Below are 17,029 nucleotides of genomic sequence, written 5' to 3'. Positions count from 1 at the left end.
GTCCTGGCGGAGTCCGTTGGGGAACCGGATGGTATCGCAGCCATCCCGGTCGGCCAAGTCGACTTATGTAGATACATACCGCTAATCGAGGGTTTTTTCATGCTGTTTTCAGACGTTCGGCCAAGGCTGTCGCCAATTGCGCGGTCAAGCCGTACACCGACAATTGTGGGTTGGCCCCAATGCTGGTGGGAAATAACGAGCCATCGTGGATCGACAGGTTGCGTAACTGGTGATGGCGACCAAGGCTGTCGGCCACTGCGTTTTTCGGCTCTTCGCCCATGGCACAACCGCCCATCACATGGGCGCTGCCCAGGCAGGTGCGGTGCAGTTCCAGGTTCAGGCCGTCGATCAGCGTGCGGGCTTCGCCCAAGGTTTTCACGTAGCGCGCATCATGGTGCAGCGGCTTGACCGACTTTGCGCCCGCCGCGAACTGGATCTCGGCCATGCTGTGGAAAGCCCGGCGCAGGCCGTCCCAGGCGTAGTCCGACACCTGGTAGTCGAGCACCGGCGTGCCGTCGCCGCGCAGTTCCACACTGCCGCCCGGGCTGTCGGGGTGGAAACCGTCGCGCAGCAGGGCGAGCATGGCGTGGGTATTGGGCAGTTGGCTCATATCCAGCGCGTTCTGGGTGCCGTAGCCACCGAGCAACGTACTGGCCAGGGCTGGGTGCAGCGGTGGCGCCTCGAGTTTGTAGGACATCTTGCCGGTGGTGCCATCCTGCCATTGGAAATGGTCGGAGTAGATCGACTGCGGCGCGCCGTAGAACGGGTTGATCACCTCGTCGAACAGCGCTGCGGAGAAATTCACCAGGTGTAAAAAGGTGCGTTTGCCCAGCCGCGAATGCGGGTCTGGAGCGTCCGAGCGCATCAGCAGCGCCGGGCTGTTGATGCCACCGCCCGACAGTACGTAATGCTTGGCTTTTACGCTGATTTTGCGCCCGGTCGGGGCGACGCAAAGGGCGTCCATCGCCACGCATTCCAGGCTGGTGATGCTGTCGCCCTTGTAGACCAGGCGTTCGGCGCGGGCCAGGTAGAGTAGTTCGCCGCCTTTTTCCAGGGTGGAAGGGATAGTGGTCACCAGCATCGACTGCTTGGCATTCACCGGGCAGCCCATGCCGCAATAGCCCAGGTTGAAGCAGCCGCGTACGTTGCGCGGAATCACGTGCCAGCTGTAGCCGAGTTTTTCGCAGCCTTTGCGGATCACATCGTTATTGGCATTCGGCGGCAGGGCCCACGGCGCGATGCCCAGGCGCTGTTCCATTTTTTCGAACCAGGGCGCCATCTCGGCGCTGCTGTGGCCCTTCACCGCGTATTCACTGGCCCAGTGGGAAAGGGTGGCGTCGGGCGTGCGAAAGCTGGAAGTCCAGTTGATCAAGGTGGTACCACCCACCGCGCGGCCTTGCAGGATGGTGATCGCACCGTCCTTGCTCATGCGGCCGATGCCTTCCTGGTAGAGGCTGGTGTAGGCCTCGTCCTCAAGTAGCTTGAAGTCACTGCTGGTCTTGAGCGGGCCTTCTTCGATCAGCAACACCTTGTAGCCGGCGGCGCTGAGGATTTCGGCGGTGGTGCCGCCACCGGCACCGCTGCCGATGATGGCCACGTCGGCTTCCAGGGTCAGGTCATGGTCGAGGGTGGCACCATTGTGGGTTTTCCACCCACGGGCCAGGCCGTCGCGGAACAGATCGGGTACGGGCATAGAAATGCACTCTTGTTGTTATAGGCATCAGTGGCTACGGAGTTGCACCAAAACACTAAATTTTCGGCGGGCCGGGGTAGCCGCAGTGGGCCCAGGCGGCCGGCTGGAAATACCAGGCCATGATCACCAGCTTGAGCAGCGAGCCCTGGCCCATGCGCAACAGGTTCAGGTAGCTGTTTTCCCAGCGCTGCAGGAAGTTGCGGATCTGCTCCGCGCTGGCGTTTTCCCAGCTGCCCCAGATACCGGTCAGCGGGCCACGGGTGATGCCCATGCCCAATACGTCGAACAGTTGCTGGGTGAGCTTGAACATCTCCGGCGAGAGGCGCTGCAGGCTGAAGTCGAGTTTTTTCAGGGTGTCTTCGATCCTCGAGGCCACCTCCTGAGCGCTGGCCACGCCTTCGAGCAACACCGGAATTACCGCGCGCAGAAACGGCAAGTCACTGCTGCGCAACATGGCAAAACCGCTGGCCGGGGTGCTGCTGGAGCATCCGCTGAGGCTGGCGCCCAGCCCGGCGGTGGCCAGGAAGGCACTGGCGCACAGGCCGATTTTCAAGACGCCGCGCCGTGACAGCGCGGGTGAATCCGTAAGGCTAGGGTTCATTGTTATTGTTATCCCGTGGGTGGCGGTTTCAGCGAACAAACAGCTTCTGGATCAACTTCTGGATGGCTTTTCCGTAGGGCGGGTAGATCAACTTCGCCGCGTTCAGGCGCTGTTTCACCAGCACACCCTTGGCTTTGCTGAAGGTGAGGAAGCCTTCGTGGCCGTGGTAGTGGCCCATGCCGGACGGGCCGATTCCGCCAAAGGGCATGTCGTCCTGGGCTACATGCAGCAACGTGTCGTTCAGGCATACGCCGCCGGAATGGGTTTCGTGGAGCACGCGATTCTGTTCGCCCTTGTTGTAGCCGAAGTAATACAGCGCCAGTGGGCGAGGGCGCTGGTTGATGTAGGCAAAGGCCTGGTCGATACCGCGATACGGCACGATCGGCAGCACTGGGCCGAAGATTTCGTCCTGCATCACGGTCATGTCATCGCTGACATTCAGCAACAGGCTGTGGGCCATGCGCCGTGCCTGGCCTCTGTCGTACAGGGGGATCAGGGTTGCGCCCTTGTCGGTGGCGTCCTTGACGTAGGCATTAAGCCGGGCCAGTTGCCGCTCGTTGATGATAGCGGTGTAGTCCGGGTTGTCATTTAAGGTCGGATAGAACCCGCGAATTGCCTGAGTGTAGGCCTCGACGAAACCCTCGACGCGGTCTTCCGGTACCAGCACGTAGTCCGGCGCGACGCAGGTTTGTCCGGCGTTCAAGGCTTTGCCGAAGGCGATGCGTTCGGCGGCGTCCTTGAGTGGCACGTCGGCAGACACGATGGCGGGCGACTTGCCGCCCAACTCCAGAGTCACCGGCGTGAGGTGTTCGGCCGCCGCGCGCATCACATGCTTGCCGATGCTGGTGGCGCCGGTAAACAGCAGGTGATCGAAACGTAGCTTGGAAAACGCCATGCCCACTTCGGCCTCGCCGAGCACCACGCACACCAGGTCTTCGGGGAAGATCTTCGCCAGCAGCGCCTTGAGCAAGGCGCCAGTGGCGGGGGTGGATTCGCTGAGCTTGAGCATCACCCGGTTGCCGGCGGCCAGCGCCCCGACCAATGGTCCGATGGCCAGGTATAGCGGGTAGTTCCAGGGCACGATCACTCCCACCACACCCAGTGGTTGGTAGATCACTTTGGCCGACGCCGGCTGGAAGGCAATGCCTACAGCGCGACGGGAAGGTTTCATCCAGCCTTTGAGGTGTTTGCTCGCATAGTGAATGCCATGCAGGCTCGGCATCAGTTCGGCGAACAGGGTTTCGTCGGCGCTGCGGTGGCTGAAATCCTGGCTGATGGCAGTGATCAGCGCCTGGCGTTCGTCGCTGAGCAATGCGCGCAGGGCCTTGAGCCATTGCTGGCGTTGCCCCGCCGGCGGCATCGGGTTGGCGGTGTAGGCGCGGCGTTGGGCGTCGAACAGGTCCTGGAGTTGATCCAGCGCCTGGGAATCTTGCAGATAGGCAATGTTGGCAGACATGGCGCAGTTCCCGATTGTTATAGGTCTGCGTGGATTTTTAGAGTCATTGCTCTAAATTGTCAAATGCCATTGCAACAACATGCAGATTTAACCTGGCAAGGATAGGCCGTAAGATGCCTCATCACGTGTACAGAAGCTGATTCCCCTATGGCACCACGAGTAAAGACCAGCGAGCGCATTGTGCAAACCAGCCTGGAGCTTTTTAACCAGCAGGGCGAGCGCAGTGTGAGCACCAACCACATTGCCGCCCACATGGAAATTTCGCCGGGCAACCTGTACTACCACTTCCCCAACAAGCAGGCGATCATCGCCGTGCTGTTTCGCGAATACGAAGCCTTGGTGGACAGTTTCCTGCGGCCACCCCAAGGCCGCGCCGCCACCGTTCAAGACAAACGTTTCTACCTGCAGGCCTTGCTGGCCGGCATGTGGCGTTACCGCTTCCTGCACCGCGACCTTGAACACCTGCTGGAAAGCGACCCGGAACTGGCTACCGGTTACCGGCGGTTTTCCCAGCGCTGCCTGATCCAGGGCAACGCCATTTACCAGGGGTTTGTCGATGCCGGCATCCTCAATATGAACTCCGTGCAAACCGAAGCCCTGACCCTCAACGCCTGGATTATCCTCACCTCCTGGGTACGCTTCTTGTGTACCACCAATGAAAACTCCGAACATTTGAGCGCCGAGGCGATCAAGCGCGGGGTGTATCAGGTGCTGGTGCTGGAGGCCGGATTTATCACGCCCCAGGCGAAAGAGGCGGTGGACGCCCTGTTCAAAGAGTTTTACGTGCCGTTGAATCAGGCACTGGAAGAAGTGAAGTAGGCCCTTTCCCGAATCTGTTCACAGGAGTCCGTCATGTCGCTTGCCCAACTGATCAGCCCCCCGCAATTGGCCGAGCGCCAGAAGGCCGGCGGCTTGGTGATCCTGGATTGCCGCTTTGCCTTGGAAGACCCGGACTATGGGCTTTGCAGTTATGCCGAAGGGCATATCGAAGGCGCGCAATATGCCGACCTGGAGCGCCATCTCAGCGGCCCGGTCACCAAGGGCGTGACTGGCCGCCACCCCTTGCCGGCGGCGGGTGCCTTCGCCGAGCAACTGCGAGCTTGGGGCGTCAGCGCCGATACCGAAGTGGTGCTGTACGACGACGGCCCCGGTGCATTTGCCGCCCGGGCCTGGTGGTTGCTGGCCTGGCTGGGCAAGCGCGATGGCGTGTTTATCCTCGACGGCGGCCTCAAGGCCTGGCACGCCGCCGGTTTCCCGCTGAGCCTGGACGCGCCGGTGATCGAGCCGGGCAGCTTTGTCGGAACGCCGGACAATCGCCTGCTGCTGGATGCCGAACACCTGCAAAAACGCCTGGGCCAGCCGGGCATGACCCTGATCGACGCCCGCGCCCAGCCGCGTTTTCGCGGCGAAGTGGAGCCCATCGACCCGGTGGCGGGGCACATTCCCGGCGCGCAGTGCGCGGCGTTCAACGAAAACCTGGGCAGTGACGGGCGTTTTTTGCCAGCGGACCAGCTTAAACAACGTTTCGCCGCCCAATTGCAGGGGCGCTCGCCCGATGAGCTGGTGGCGTATTGCGGTTCTGGCGTGACCGCGTGCCACAACCTGTTCGCCCTGAGCCTGGCGGGTTACCCGTTGGGCAAGCTGTATGCGGGGTCGTGGAGTGAGTGGATTACCGATCCGGCGCGGGAAATTGCGACCGGCGACTGAGCCACCAGACCTGTAAACCCAATCAAAAATCAAATGTGGGAGGGGGCTTGCCCCCGATGAGGGTGTGTCAGATTACTAAATCTATAACTGACCCACCGCCATCGGGGGCAAGCCCCCTCCTACATTTTTAACCGTGTTGTGCCCGTAACCACTGGGGGATTCGCCGCTCCAGGTAATATCCCGGGCGCTTGATAGACCCATCGACAAACCCCACATGCCCGCCCTTGGCCAGCAACTCGAACTCGGTGCAGTCCGACAGCTCGCTGGCCTCGGGCAGGCTGTGGGCGAACACGAACGGGTCATCGGCGGCCTGGATAATCAGGGTCGGCGTGCGGATTTCACCCAGGTAATAGCGACTCGACGCGCGGCGGTAATAGTCCTCGGCACTGAGGAAACCATGCAGCGGCGCGGTCACCCGGCCATCGAAGTCCCAGAATGTGCGCATCTTCTCCAGTGAGCCGAGGCCTTCCAGGGTTTTCAGCCCGTCCGCGCGGCCATCCTGTGCAAAGCGGCTTTGTTTGACGCGGATATACGCGAGCATCTCGCGCATGAAGTGCTTTTGATACACCCGCGAAAAGCCCAGCCCGATGCGATCGGCGCACTGATCCAGGCGAAACGGTACCGACACCGCCGCTGCGCCCTGCAACCCCGATGCCGCGCCGGTTTCCCCCAGGTGCTTGAGCAGTACATTGCCGCCCAGGGAATAACCCACCGCATACAGCGGCGCCAACGGCCGCTTCGCGCGCAGGTGCGCAATCGCCGCAGCCAGGTCTTCACTGGCGCCCGAGTGATAACTGCGCGCCAACAGGTTCGGCTCGCCCGAGCAGCCGCGCCAGTTCAGCGCGGCGCTGGCCCAGCCCTGGGCGGCGAGGACTTTTTGCAGGCCGGCCACGTAGGGCGAGTTGGAGGAGCCCGTCAGACCGTGCAGCACCAGCACCAACGGCGCTTGAGCGTCGTGGGGGCCATGCCAGTCGAGGTCAAGGAAGTCGCCATCTTCCAGCCACAGGCGCTCGCGTTGGCGTTCGATATGCGTAGTGGGGCGCCACAACGGGCCCCACAATGTTTGCAAGTGGGGGTTGCCGAGGCCGAAAGCAGGGGTGAACAGGTCGGCGGAAGGGGTCATGAAGATCTCGGTGATGAGTTACCCAACTGTGGCGAGCGAACTTATTGTGGCGAGCGGGCTTGCCCGCGCTGGGGTGCGAAGCAGCCCCAAAACCAGGCGACTGGGTATGCCTGATGTACTGAGGCGGTCTTGGTGGGGCTGCTGCGCAGCCCAACGCGGGCAAGCCCGCTCGCCACAAAAGCGTGTTTGCCACAACAAGCCCGCTCGCCACAAAAGCGTGCTTGCCACAATAAGCCCTCACTCTACAGAGAGCTCGCGCGGCAGAGGTTTAAGCGGCGCTTTCGACCAAACGGTGCCACAACGCGTAATACACCCGACCGGACTTCTGCTCGCGGTGCAGGCGCCAGCTCCCCGGCAGGCCGAGGGTGGAGGGTGCCGTCTCGCTTTCAGTGTAGATCCACGCATCCGGCGCCAGCCACTGGCGTTCTTCCAGCAGCGTGCACACGGTTGGCAACAGGTTCTGGTTGAACGGCGGGTCGAGGAACACCACGTCGTAGGCGCTGGCCGCCTGGGTTTCCAGGTAGCGCAATGCGTCGGCGGTTTGTACCTGGCCGGTGGTGCAACGTAGGGTGCCCAAGTGTTCCTTGAGGCTGGAAACCGCCACGTTGCTGGCGTCCAGCGCCTGGCCCATGGCGGCGCCACGGGACAGCGCCTCCAGGAACAGCGCGCCACTGCCGGCAAACGGGTCGAGTACCTTGGCCCCGCCGATGTACGGCGCCAGCCAGTTGAACAGGGTTTCACGCACGCGATCCGGCGTCGGGCGCAGGCCGACGACGTCGGGGAAGCTCAGCTTGCGGCTGCCCCATTCGCCACCAATGATGCGCAGTTGACCCACGCCATTGTGTACGTTGTGGACAGGTTTTTTTGGGCGAGATGAACTGGCCATTAATGCTCCGGAACCCCGAGCGGCTGCTCGGCAGGTTTATCAGTGGGGGGCGGTAGTGGCTTTTGCGCAGTCGTCGGGCCGGCGGTCACGATGACCATCTTGTCGGCGCTCAAGTGTTTGTTCAATGCAGCCTTGACCTGTTCTACAGTCAGGGCCTGGGATTGTTTCATGAAATCCTCAAGATAGCTCAGCGGCAGGTTATAGAAACCCATCGCGCCCAGCTGCCCGACGATATCCGCGTTGCTTGCGGTAGAGAGCGGGAAGCTGCCCGCCAGCTCGCGCTTGGCGTCGTCCAGTTCCTTTTGCGTCGGGCCGGTCTTGAGGTAGTCGGCCAGTACGTCCTCGACCAGGCGCAGCGTGCCGCCGCTCATTTCGGCGCGGGTCTGCAGGTTGATCATGAACGGGCCGCGCACCTGCATCGGTGAGAAACCGGAGTAGACGCCGTAGGTCAGGCCGCGTTTTTCGCGTACTTCGCTCATCAAACGGGTGCCGAAGCCACCGCCGCCGAGGATCTGGTTGCCCAGGGACAAGGCCGCGTAGTCCGGGTCGGCGCGGTCGATGCCCAGTTGCGCGAACAGCAAATGCGTCTGCTTGGACGGGAACTCGATGTGGCTGAGGCCGGCTTTTGGCTCGGTCGGCTGGGCAATCTTGGCCAGCGCCGGGCCTTTTGGCAGCGCCGCCGAGACTTTGGCCGTCATCGCCTCAGCTTCGGCGCGGGTGAGGTCCCCAACCACGGCGATCACCGCATTGCCCGCTGCATAAGCCTTGGCGTGGAATGCCTGCAATTGCGCGAGGTTGATCTTCGGCACGCTGTCGGGCGTACCTTCGCTCGGGTGCGCATAAGGGTGGTCGCCGTACAGGCGCTTGAACAGCTCCAGGCTGGCCAGCTTGGCCGGGCTTTGTTTCTGGTATTCAAAACCGGCGAGGATCTGGTTCTTGATCCGTGCCAGGGAGTCGGCAGGGAAGGTGGGCTTGCCGATCACGTCGTCAAACAGTGCAAGCGCTGCGTCGCGTTTGTCGCTGGCGCTCAGGCTGCGCAGGGACACCAGGGCCATGTCGCGGTAGGCGCCATTGCCAAAGTCGGCGCCCAGGCCTTCAAAACCGCTGGCGATCTGGCTCACATCCTTGCCCGGCACACCTTCGTTGAGCATGGCGTTGGTCATCAGGGCCAGGCCGGGCACGTCGCCGTCCTGGCTGCTGCCGGCGGCGAACAGGATGCGCATGTCGAACATCGGCAGTTCATGGGCTTCAACGAACAACACCTTGGCGCCTTCGGCGGTGGTCCAGGTTTGCACGTCGAGTTTGCGGTTGGTCGGCGCCTTGCCGTCCAGTTCTGCCAGGGATTGCAGCTTGTTGGCTGATTCGGCCTTGTCCAGCGCCTGGCTGGCAACGGAGTCACTCGGGCGCAGGAGATACACGGCACTCGCCGCAATCAGGGTGACGACGACCAAACCGGGGAAGATCAGGCGGCTGCTTTTGCGATCACTCATGAGCGGTCTCCTCAGGCAGAACATGGGCGACGCTCAGACGTTCGCGGGTGAAATAGGTGCGCGCGGCCTTCTGGATATCTTCCGGGGTCACGCTTTGCAGGTCGGCCAGCTCGCTGTCCATGAGCTTCCAGGACAGGCCGACGGTTTCCAGGGAGCCAATGGCCGTGGCCTGGCTGGTGATGGAGTCACGCTGGTAGACCAGGCCGGCAATGACCTGGGCGCGGATACGCTCCAGCTCCTCGGCGGTCGGTGGCTTGGCTTTCAACTCTTCCAGCAGGCGCCACAGGCCAGCTTCGGCTTGGGCGACGGTCTTTTTCTTCTGCTGGTTCGGCGTGGCCGTCAGCATGAACAGCGTGTCGCCACGGGTATAGGCGTCGTAGTTGGTGGAAGCGGCGGACACCAGTTCCTCACCGCGCTCCAGCTGCTCCGAAATTCGTGCGCTGTAGCCGCCGTCCAGCAGGGCCGAGATCAGGCGCAGGGCTTGTACCGAGCGTTTATCTTCTGCGGTGGCCAGGCCTGGCACGTTAAAGCCCAGGATCACGCTCGGCAGTTGGGTCTGCACATGCAGGGTCAGCTGGCGCTCGCCAGGCTCGGCCAGCTCCATCGGGATCTTGGCCGGTGGCACATCACGCTTGGGGATCGGGCCGAAGTAGCGCTGGGCCAGGGTTTTCACCTCGTCCGGGGTCACGTCGCCGACCACCACCAGGGTGGCGTTGTTGGGCACGTACCAGGATTGGTACCAGTGGCGCAGTTCTTCGACCTTCATGCGGTCCAGGTCGGCCATCCAGCCGATGGTCGGCGTGTGGTAGCCGCTGGCCGGGTAGGCCATGGCCTTGAAGCGCTCGTAGGCCTTGGACATGGGGTTGTCGTCGGTGCGCAGGCGGCGTTCTTCCTTGATGACCTCGATTTCACGGCTGAACTCGTCGGCCGGCAGGCGCAGGCTGGCCATGCGGTCGGCTTCGAGTTCAAAGGCCACGCCCAGGCGGTCACGGGCCAATACCTGGTAGTAGGCGGTGTAGTCGTCGCTGGTGAAGGCGTTTTCTTCGGCGCCCAGGTCGCGCAGGATCAGCGAGGCTTCGCCTGGGCCGACCTTGGCGCTGCCCTTGAACATCATGTGCTCCAGGGCGTGGGACAAACCGGTCTGGCCCGGGGTTTCGTAGCTCGAACCGACCTTGTACCAGACCTGGGAAACCACCACTGGCGCGCGATGGTCTTCGCGTACGACCACCTTGAGGCCGTTATCCAGGGTGAATTCATGGGTGGGTTGTGGGTCGGCAGCCAAGGCTGTGAGAGGCAGACAAACTGTGCTGAACAGCAGGCCTGCGGCGCGGCGGGCTAGAGCATTCATTCGTTTTTAAACCTGTTGAGCTGCCCGCTTGGTCTTAGCGTCGGCGGGCGAGGAGGTGCTAGGATACTGATCCGACCTAGGGACGGCCACTATGGCTGTCTTGTTAAGGCTCTATTTAGGCCTTACAAAATGTTGCGCATGAACGAGCTGGCTAAAATACAGTCTGTTACGCATCGAATTTTATTTACCGACGCGCCCCTTTGGCGCGTCGCTACCTTGAGATAGCCGTCTCCATGTTTGGTTCCAACGACGACAAGAAGACCCCAGCTGCGGCTGGCGAGAAGAAAGGCCTGTTCGGATGGCTGCGCAAAAAGCCGCAGGAAACCGTTGCCGAACAGCCGCAGGTTCAAGCTGAACCGACCCCCGAGCCTATAGTAGAAGCCGAACCGGTTGCCGAAACGCCGGCGCCGGTAGTGTTGCCGATGGCTGAGCCGGTATTGCAGCCGGTTGCCGAGCCAGAGCCTGAGCCAGAGCCAGCCCCTGAGCCCGAGCACAAGCCGTGGCCGGAACTGCCGGTGGCCGAAGAGCCTGTGGCACTGGTTGAAGATGTGCAGGCTGAACATGTGGCGCCGCCGATCCCAGCGGTGGTTGAGCCGGTTGCAGCGCCGCCAGTGGTGGAAGTGCCAGTGCCGGTTGTGGTCGCTGCTCCTGCCGTTATCGAGCCAGAGCCCGTCGTCGCCCCCGCCGAAACCAGCAAATCGGGCTTCTTCGCCCGCCTCAAACAGGGCCTGAGCAAGACCAGCGCCAGCATCGGCGAAGGCATGGCCAGCCTGTTCCTGGGCAAGAAGGTCATCGATGACGAACTGCTGGAAGACATCGAAACCAGCCTGCTGACCGCCGACGTGGGCGTCGAAGCCACCGCCGTGATCATCCAGAGCCTCACGCAGAAGGTCGCGCGCAAGCAGCTGACCGACGCCGACGCGCTGTACAAATCCCTGCAGGCCGAGCTGGCCGCAATGCTCAAGCCGGTGGAAGCGCCGCTGGTGATCACGCCGAACAAGCCTTTCGTGATTCTGGTGGTGGGCGTCAACGGCGCCGGCAAGACCACCACCATCGGCAAGCTGGCCAAGAAGCTGCAGTCGGAGGGCAAGAAAGTCATGCTCGCCGCCGGCGACACCTTCCGTGCCGCTGCCGTGGAGCAACTTCAAGTCTGGGGTGAGCGCAACAAGATCCCGGTGATCGCCCAGCACACCGGCGCCGATTCCGCTTCGGTGATTTTCGACGCCGTGCAAGCCGCCAAGGCGCGCAATATCGATGTGTTGATCGCCGATACCGCCGGTCGCCTGCACACCAAAGACAATTTGATGGAAGAGCTGAAGAAGGTCCGCCGCGTGATCGGCAAGCTGGATGCCGACGCCCCGCACGAAGTGCTGCTGGTGCTCGATGCCGGCACCGGCCAGAACGCCATCAGCCAGGCCAAACAATTCAACCAGACGGTGCAACTGACCGGCCTGGCATTGACTAAGCTCGACGGCACGGCCAAAGGCGGGGTGATTTTCGCCCTGGCCAAACAGTTCGGGTTGCCGATTCGTTATATCGGCGTCGGTGAAGGCATTGACGACCTGCGCACCTTTGAAGCCGAACCCTTTGTACAGGCACTCTTTGCCGAGCGGGAGCGTTCATGATTCGATTCGAACAGGTCGGTAAACGCTATGCCAACGGGCATGTGGGCTTGCATGAGCTGAGCTTTCGAGTGCGTCGTGGCGAGTTCTTGTTTGTCACCGGCCATTCGGGTGCCGGCAAAAGTACCCTGCTGCGCCTGCTGCTGGCCATGGAACGCCCGACCACCGGCAAATTGCTGCTGGCGGGGCAGGACCTGGCCACCATCAGCAATGCGCAGATCCCGTACCTGCGCCGCCAGATCGGCGTAGTTTTCCAGAACCACCAGTTGCTGTTCGATCGCACGGTGTTCAACAACATCGCCCTGCCGTTGCAGATTCTCGGGCTGTCCAAGGCCGAAATCGTCAAGCGTGTGGATTCGGCCCTGGAACGTGTGGCGCTGTCGGACAAGACCGACCTCTACCCCGGCGACCTGTCCACCGGCCAGCAACAGCGCGTCGGCATTGCCCGTGCCATCGTCCACCGCCCGGCCTTGCTGCTGGCGGACGAACCCACCGGTAACCTCGACCCGCGCCTGGCGGCCGAGATCATGGGCGTGTTCGAAGACATCAACCGCCTGGGCACCAGTGTGCTGATCGCCAGCCACGACCTGGCGCTGATCGCGCGTATGCGCCATCGCATGCTCACGCTGCAACGCGGCCGCCTGATCGGTGACGGGGAGGCTGGCGTATGAGTGCCACACGCAGCCCTAAAGTCTCCGAGCGCGTCGCGCCGAAACCGGCCGACCCGCAGCCGCAGAAGAAAAAACACGACGACGATGACGGCCCGGACTTCAGCACCCTGCTGCGCGCCTGGGTTGAAAGCCATCGCGCCAGCCTGCTCGACAGCCTGCGCCGTCTGGGCAAACAGCCGATCGGCAGCTTTTTCACCTGCCTGGTCATGGCCGTGGCCTTGAGCCTGCCGATGGGTTTGTCGCTGCTGCTTAATAATGTGGAACGCCTGGGCGGTTCCTGGCAGCGCGCGGCGCAGATTTCCCTGTACCTGAACCTGGATGCCAGCGCCAAAGACGGCGAGGCCCTGCGCGACGACATCAAGAACCTGCCGGGCGTGGCGGATGCCGAGTACATCAGCCGCGATCAGGCCCTTGAAGAGTTCCAGCAGCAGTCCGGCCTGGGCGAGGCGCTTAAAGAGCTGCCGCAGAACCCGCTGCCGGGCGTGGTGCTGGTGACGCCGAATGAAGTCGATAAGCCAGCGCTGGAAGCCCTGCGACAAAAACTCGCAGAGATGCCCAAGGTGCAACAGGCGCAGCTTGATCTAGTCTGGGTAGAGCGCCTGGCGGCGATCCTCAAGCTGGGCGACCGCTTTGTGTTCGGCCTGACGGTGCTGTTGGTGTCTGCATTACTTTTGGTGATAGGTAATACCATTCGTCTTCATATTGAAAACCGCCGCACCGAGATAGAAGTGATTAAACTTGTCGGCGGCACAGACAGCTATGTGCGTCGGCCTTTTCTGTATATGGGCGCGCTTTATGGCTTCGGCGCAGGGATTTTGTCCTGGGGCGTGCTGGCATTTGGCCTGGACTGGCTGAACGACGCGGTAGTCGGGCTTGCCGGCTTGTACGGCAGTGATTTCGCCCTCGCGGGTGTACCGGTAGCCGATGGTCTTAGCCTCTTGCTTGGCGCGGTCTTGTTGGGGTATATCGGTGCTTGGATTGCGGTCGCACGGCATTTACGCGAGCTGGCACCGAAGTAGTTAATGTCTGGGTAATGTGGTTTCGTTTGTATTGACCGTATCAGTGGTTTAGGGAACTTGTCCTACGGTTCCCGGTCAATTTTCGCAGTGCTGAACTGCACGAGTTATGTGAGTCGGAGGTTTTTTCGTATGACCACTTCTTTGCAACCTGCTTATGCCTTGGTCCCGGGTGCGAACCTGGAAGCCTATGTGCACACGGTCAACAGCATTCCATTGCTGACGCCCGAGCAGGAGCGTGAACTGGCCGAGAGTCTCTACTATGAGCAGGATTTGGGGGCGGCTCGGCAGATGGTGCTCGCCCACCTGCGTTTTGTCGTACATATCGCCCGTAGCTATAGCGGCTACGGCCTGGCCCAGGCTGACCTGATCCAGGAAGGCAACGTTGGCCTGATGAAGGCTGTAAAGCGCTTCAACCCTGAAATGGGCGTGCGCCTGGTGTCGTTTGCCGTGCACTGGATCAAGGCGGAAATCCACGAGTTCATCCTGCGTAACTGGCGCATCGTGAAAGTGGCGACCACCAAGGCCCAGCGCAAGCTGTTCTTCAACCTGCGCAGCCAGAAAAAACGCCTGGCGTGGCTCAACAACGAGGAAGTCCACCGCGTGGCCGAAAGCCTCGGCGTGGAGCCCCGTGAAGTGCGCGAGATGGAAAGCCGCCTGACTGGCCATGACATGGCCTTCGACCCGGCCGCCGAAGCGGACGACGACAGCGCCTTCCAATCGCCGGCCAACTACCTGGAAGACCACCGGTACGACCCGGCGCGTCAACTGGAAGACGCTGATTGGAGCGATAACTCCAACCACAACCTGCACGAAGCGCTGGAAGTGCTCGACGACCGCAGCCGTGACATCCTCTACCAGCGCTGGCTGGCAGAAGAAAAAGCCACGCTGCACGACCTGGCGCAGAAGTACAACGTGTCGGCCGAGCGGATTCGTCAGCTTGAGAAAAGCGCGATGAACAAGCTGAAATTGTCGATCGCCGCCTGATCCAGCGGGCAACACTGGGGCAAAAATGTGGGAGGGGGCTTGCCCCCGATAGCAGGGTATCAGTCACTAAATACAGTGATTGGCCCACCGCTATCGGGGGCAAGCCCCCTCCCACATTTGTTTCTATGTTGTGTCATTCGGACCAAGGGGCTTTGCGGGAGTTGTTCAGCTCAAGCAGATACCCATCGCCACCGAGTTGACTCATCTGCTGACGAATCCACGCCGCGCGCCTTGCCACGTACGCCGTTGGATGGCTCGCACTCCATACCCGTGGGTTAGGCAGTACCGCCGCCAGATAACTGGCCTGCTGCCGCGAAAGACCCTTGGCACTCACCCCAAAGTGATGCCGCGCCGCCGCTTCGGCACCGAACACGCCTTCATCCCACTCCACGCTGTTGAGGTACACCTCAAGAATCCGCTGCTTGGGCCACAGCACCTCGATCAACCCGGTAAACCACGCTTCCAGGCCCTTGCGCAGGTAGCTGCGGCCGGCCCACAGGAACAGGTTTTTCGACACCTGCTGGCTCAAGGTGCTGGCGCCGCGAATAGAGCCGCCGCGCTCGTTGTGCAGGATCGCCGCCTGGATGGCGCCGAAATCAAAGCCCCAATGCTGCGGGAAGCGCTGGTCTTCACCGGCCATCACCGCCACTTTGAGCTCGTCGGAGATCTCGTCCCACGGCACCCAGGTGCGCTGCAGGTCAATGGGCTCGCCATCGAACCAGGATTCGACTTTGCGCTCCACCATCAATGCGGTGAACGGCGGCGGGACGACACGAAACAGCATCACCAGCAGCACACTGCCGATGGCGAACCATTTCATGACGTTGAGAAAGCGTTTGAAGAGGAGACGCAGCATAGAGATGGCTTGGCCGAACCCGTTGAGCGGGCCATTATACAGACCCTGCCCACTGAGTCTGACTGGAGTTCCTCATGCTGCGTAGCTTTCTGCTGCTGGCCGCCTTTTTCGGCTTCACCGGTGTCGCCCTTGGGGCCTTTGCCGCCCATGGCCTGAAAAATCGCCTGAGCGCCGAGTACCTGGCGATCTTCCACACCGGCGTGACCTACCAACTGGTGCACACCCTGGCGCTGTTCGGTGTGGCGCTGCTGGCGGCACATATTCCTGGCCGAATGGTCACGTGGGCCGGTATCTCCTTTGTCGTCGGCATCCTGCTGTTCTCCGGCAGCTTGTATGCGCTGACCATGACCGGTATCAGCAAACTCGGGATCATCACGCCGTTTGGTGGGCTGGCGTTCCTGTTGGGCTGGTTCTTCCTCGGCCTCACTGCCTGGCGCTTGCAGTCAGCCTGACCAAGGGGCTTGGGCCCGCTACGCCAATCGGGCTAGAATGCGGGCCCCTAAAAACGATGGCGGCCCGTGGCATGCGCATTCAGTTGAACGGCGAATCCTTTGAACTGCCCGACGGTGAAACCGTTGCGGCCCTGCTGACCCGTCTGGATCTGACCGGGCGTCGCGTCGCAGTAGAACTCAATCTGGATATCGTCCCGCGTAGCCTGCACGCCGAAACCGCCCTCACCGAAGGTGACCAGGTCGAAGTGGTCCACGCCATCGGCGGCGGCTAGTCGCCTACCCCGGATTCTGCAGAACCTCACCCCATTACGAGGATTTCCCATGAGCATCGTTCGTAGCGACAAGCCTTTCGTCCTGGCCGGTCGTACCTACCAGTCCCGTCTGCTGGTCGGCACCGGCAAGTACCGCGACATGGAAGAAACCCGTCTGGCCATCGAAGCCTCGGGTGCCGAGATCGTCACCTTTGCCGTGCGCCGCACCAACCTTGGCCAGATCGAAGGCGAGCCGAACCTGCTCGAAGTGCTGTCACCGGACCGCTACACCTTCCTGCCGAACACTGCTGGTTGCTACGACGCCATCGAAGCTGTGCGCACCTGCCGCCTGGCCCGTGAGCTGCTCGACGGCCACAACCTGGTGAAGCTGGAAGTGCTGGCTGACCAGAAAACCCTGTTCCCCAACGTGATCGAAACCCTCAAGGCCGCTGAAACACTGGTCAAGGAAGGCTTCGACGTGATGGTCTACACCAGCGATGACCCGATCATCGCCCGTCAATTGGCGGAAATCGGCTGCATCGCGGTCATGCCGCTGGCCGGTCTGATCGGTTCGGGCCTGGGCATCTGCAACCCGTACAACCTGCAGATCATCCTCGAAGAAGCCAAGATCCCGGTGCTGGTGGATGCGGGCGTGGGCACTGCCTCCGACGCAACCATCGCCATGGAGCTGGGCTGCGACGCGGTGCTGATGAACTCGGCCATCGCCCATGCCCAGCAACCGATCCTGATGGCTGAAGCCATGAACCACGCGATCGTCGCAGGCCGCCTGGCCTACCTCGCCGGTCGCATGCCGAAAAAACTCTACGCCAGCGCCTCCTCGCCGCTGGATGGTCTGATCAAGTAAGAGCC

General features: G+C 61.9%; 17 protein-coding genes. 9 read left to right on the top strand and 8 right to left on the bottom strand.

The window, feature by feature from the left end:
* Nucleotides 1-97: 97 nt before the first annotated feature.
* The 3 genes from CXQ82_RS29425 to CXQ82_RS29415 are packed head-to-tail and all read right to left on the bottom strand — an operon-like array spanning nucleotide 98 to nucleotide 3,750.
* Complete coding sequence (locus CXQ82_RS29425) at nucleotides 98-1,693, bottom strand: GMC family oxidoreductase (protein WP_101273433.1); 1,596 nt, start codon at nucleotides 1,691-1,693, stop codon at nucleotides 98-100.
* A gap of 55 nt (nucleotides 1,694-1,748) precedes the next feature.
* The gene (locus CXQ82_RS29420; RefSeq protein ID WP_101273432.1) at nucleotides 1,749-2,294 is read right to left on the bottom strand and encodes a twin-arginine translocation pathway signal protein; all 546 of its coding nucleotides are present in this window, start codon (nucleotides 2,292-2,294) and stop codon (nucleotides 1,749-1,751) included.
* A 28-nt stretch (nucleotides 2,295-2,322) separates the two neighbouring features.
* Nucleotides 2,323-3,750 (bottom strand): coniferyl aldehyde dehydrogenase, encoded by a 1,428-nt coding sequence (locus CXQ82_RS29415; protein ID WP_101273431.1) that lies wholly within the window; start codon nucleotides 3,748-3,750, stop codon nucleotides 2,323-2,325.
* 147 nt (nucleotides 3,751-3,897) lie between these two features.
* On the opposite strand from CXQ82_RS29415, the gene CXQ82_RS29410 reads away from it, so the two are divergent.
* Nucleotides 3,898-4,569, top strand: a complete 672-nt coding sequence (locus CXQ82_RS29410; RefSeq protein ID WP_101273430.1) for a TetR/AcrR family transcriptional regulator — start codon at nucleotides 3,898-3,900, stop codon at nucleotides 4,567-4,569.
* Nucleotides 4,570-4,602: 33 nt separating this feature from the next.
* Nucleotides 4,603-5,457, top strand: a complete 855-nt coding sequence (locus tag CXQ82_RS29405; RefSeq protein WP_101273429.1) for a sulfurtransferase — start codon at nucleotides 4,603-4,605, stop codon at nucleotides 5,455-5,457.
* 127 nt (nucleotides 5,458-5,584) lie between these two features.
* On the opposite strand, the gene CXQ82_RS29400 is transcribed toward CXQ82_RS29405, so the two are convergent.
* The 4 genes from CXQ82_RS29400 to CXQ82_RS29385 all read right to left on the bottom strand — a co-directional run bounded on the left by CXQ82_RS29400 (nucleotide 5,585) and on the right by CXQ82_RS29385 (nucleotide 10,304).
* Nucleotides 5,585-6,580 (bottom strand): hydrolase, encoded by a 996-nt coding sequence (locus tag CXQ82_RS29400; protein WP_101273428.1) that lies wholly within the window; start codon nucleotides 6,578-6,580, stop codon nucleotides 5,585-5,587.
* Between the two features lie 268 nt (nucleotides 6,581-6,848).
* Nucleotides 6,849-7,466, bottom strand: coding sequence for a 16S rRNA (guanine(966)-N(2))-methyltransferase RsmD (gene rsmD, locus CXQ82_RS29395; protein ID WP_101273427.1), 618 nt, complete (start codon nucleotides 7,464-7,466; stop codon nucleotides 6,849-6,851).
* Complete coding sequence (locus CXQ82_RS29390; RefSeq protein ID WP_101273426.1) at nucleotides 7,466-8,956, bottom strand: pitrilysin family protein; 1,491 nt, start codon at nucleotides 8,954-8,956, stop codon at nucleotides 7,466-7,468. Before CXQ82_RS29390 ends, rsmD begins: the two co-directional genes overlap by 1 nt.
* The gene (locus CXQ82_RS29385) at nucleotides 8,949-10,304 is read right to left on the bottom strand and encodes a pitrilysin family protein (protein ID WP_101273425.1); all 1,356 of its coding nucleotides are present in this window, start codon (nucleotides 10,302-10,304) and stop codon (nucleotides 8,949-8,951) included. Before CXQ82_RS29385 ends, CXQ82_RS29390 begins: the two co-directional genes overlap by 8 nt.
* Before the next feature lie 233 nt (nucleotides 10,305-10,537).
* On the opposite strand from CXQ82_RS29385, the gene ftsY reads away from it, so the two are divergent.
* The 4 genes from ftsY to rpoH all read left to right on the top strand — a co-directional run bounded on the left by ftsY (nucleotide 10,538) and on the right by rpoH (nucleotide 14,600).
* Complete coding sequence (gene ftsY / locus CXQ82_RS29380; RefSeq protein ID WP_101273424.1) at nucleotides 10,538-11,929, top strand: signal recognition particle-docking protein FtsY; 1,392 nt, start codon at nucleotides 10,538-10,540, stop codon at nucleotides 11,927-11,929.
* Nucleotides 11,926-12,597, top strand: coding sequence for a cell division ATP-binding protein FtsE (gene ftsE / locus CXQ82_RS29375; RefSeq protein ID WP_017737950.1), 672 nt, complete (start codon nucleotides 11,926-11,928; stop codon nucleotides 12,595-12,597). Before ftsY ends, ftsE begins: the two co-directional genes overlap by 4 nt.
* Nucleotides 12,594-13,616, top strand: a complete 1,023-nt coding sequence (gene ftsX / locus CXQ82_RS29370) for a permease-like cell division protein FtsX (protein ID WP_101273423.1) — start codon at nucleotides 12,594-12,596, stop codon at nucleotides 13,614-13,616. The genes ftsE and ftsX overlap by 4 nt, the downstream gene beginning before the upstream one ends.
* Before the next feature lie 129 nt (nucleotides 13,617-13,745).
* Nucleotides 13,746-14,600 (top strand): RNA polymerase sigma factor RpoH, encoded by an 855-nt coding sequence (rpoH, locus tag CXQ82_RS29365; RefSeq protein WP_003176698.1) that lies wholly within the window; start codon nucleotides 13,746-13,748, stop codon nucleotides 14,598-14,600.
* Between the two features lie 133 nt (nucleotides 14,601-14,733).
* Here the strand turns inward: rpoH and mtgA are convergent, their stop codons facing one another.
* On the bottom strand, nucleotides 14,734-15,456 hold the full coding sequence (gene mtgA, locus CXQ82_RS29360) for a monofunctional biosynthetic peptidoglycan transglycosylase (RefSeq protein ID WP_101273422.1): 723 nt from the start codon (nucleotides 15,454-15,456) through the stop codon (nucleotides 14,734-14,736).
* 74 nt (nucleotides 15,457-15,530) lie between these two features.
* On the opposite strand from mtgA, the gene CXQ82_RS29355 reads away from it, so the two are divergent.
* From CXQ82_RS29355 to CXQ82_RS29345, 3 genes are all read left to right on the top strand, one after another.
* Nucleotides 15,531-15,908, top strand: coding sequence for a DUF423 domain-containing protein (locus CXQ82_RS29355; protein ID WP_101273421.1), 378 nt, complete (start codon nucleotides 15,531-15,533; stop codon nucleotides 15,906-15,908).
* Nucleotides 15,909-15,979: 71 nt separating this feature from the next.
* Nucleotides 15,980-16,180, top strand: coding sequence for a sulfur carrier protein ThiS (gene thiS, locus CXQ82_RS29350; RefSeq protein WP_015886354.1), 201 nt, complete (start codon nucleotides 15,980-15,982; stop codon nucleotides 16,178-16,180).
* A gap of 49 nt (nucleotides 16,181-16,229) precedes the next feature.
* Nucleotides 16,230-17,024: a thiazole synthase gene (locus tag CXQ82_RS29345; protein WP_058426547.1), complete on the top strand. Its 795-nt coding sequence runs from the start codon at nucleotides 16,230-16,232 to the stop codon at nucleotides 17,022-17,024.
* Nucleotides 17,025-17,029: the final 5 nt, after the last annotated feature.

The sequence above is a fragment of the Pseudomonas sp. S09G 359 genome (genome assembly GCF_002843605.1).
Taxonomy (GTDB): Bacteria; Pseudomonadota; Gammaproteobacteria; order Pseudomonadales; family Pseudomonadaceae; genus Aquipseudomonas.
The sequence above is the reverse complement of the archived record's forward strand: the minus strand, read 5'-3'. Positions and strand labels throughout refer to the sequence as shown.

What these genes read in the sequence shown, in the direction of transcription:
- CXQ82_RS29425 (WP_101273433.1), bottom strand. Translation starts at nt 1,693, where the DNA reads ATGCCCGTACCCGATCTGTTCCGCGACGGCCTGGCCCGTGGGTGGAAA.
- CXQ82_RS29420 (WP_101273432.1), bottom strand. Translation starts at nt 2,294, where the DNA reads ATGAACCCTAGCCTTACGGATTCACCCGCGCTGTCACGGCGCGGCGTC.
- CXQ82_RS29415 (WP_101273431.1), bottom strand. Translation starts at nt 3,750, where the DNA reads ATGTCTGCCAACATTGCCTATCTGCAAGATTCCCAGGCGCTGGATCAA.
- CXQ82_RS29410 (WP_101273430.1), top strand. Translation starts at nt 3,898, where the DNA reads ATGGCACCACGAGTAAAGACCAGCGAGCGCATTGTGCAAACCAGCCTG.
- CXQ82_RS29405 (WP_101273429.1), top strand. Translation starts at nt 4,603, where the DNA reads ATGTCGCTTGCCCAACTGATCAGCCCCCCGCAATTGGCCGAGCGCCAG.
- CXQ82_RS29400 (WP_101273428.1), bottom strand. Translation starts at nt 6,580, where the DNA reads ATGACCCCTTCCGCCGACCTGTTCACCCCTGCTTTCGGCCTCGGCAAC.
- rsmD (WP_101273427.1), bottom strand. Translation starts at nt 7,466, where the DNA reads ATGGCCAGTTCATCTCGCCCAAAAAAACCTGTCCACAACGTACACAAT.
- CXQ82_RS29390 (WP_101273426.1), bottom strand. Translation starts at nt 8,956, where the DNA reads ATGAGTGATCGCAAAAGCAGCCGCCTGATCTTCCCCGGTTTGGTCGTC.
- CXQ82_RS29385 (WP_101273425.1), bottom strand. Translation starts at nt 10,304, where the DNA reads ATGAATGCTCTAGCCCGCCGCGCCGCAGGCCTGCTGTTCAGCACAGTT.
- ftsY (WP_101273424.1), top strand. Translation starts at nt 10,538, where the DNA reads ATGTTTGGTTCCAACGACGACAAGAAGACCCCAGCTGCGGCTGGCGAG.
- ftsE (WP_017737950.1), top strand. Translation starts at nt 11,926, where the DNA reads ATGATTCGATTCGAACAGGTCGGTAAACGCTATGCCAACGGGCATGTG.
- ftsX (WP_101273423.1), top strand. Translation starts at nt 12,594, where the DNA reads ATGAGTGCCACACGCAGCCCTAAAGTCTCCGAGCGCGTCGCGCCGAAA.
- rpoH (WP_003176698.1), top strand. Translation starts at nt 13,746, where the DNA reads ATGACCACTTCTTTGCAACCTGCTTATGCCTTGGTCCCGGGTGCGAAC.
- mtgA (WP_101273422.1), bottom strand. Translation starts at nt 15,456, where the DNA reads ATGCTGCGTCTCCTCTTCAAACGCTTTCTCAACGTCATGAAATGGTTC.
- CXQ82_RS29355 (WP_101273421.1), top strand. Translation starts at nt 15,531, where the DNA reads ATGCTGCGTAGCTTTCTGCTGCTGGCCGCCTTTTTCGGCTTCACCGGT.
- thiS (WP_015886354.1), top strand. Translation starts at nt 15,980, where the DNA reads ATGCGCATTCAGTTGAACGGCGAATCCTTTGAACTGCCCGACGGTGAA.
- CXQ82_RS29345 (WP_058426547.1), top strand. Translation starts at nt 16,230, where the DNA reads ATGAGCATCGTTCGTAGCGACAAGCCTTTCGTCCTGGCCGGTCGTACC.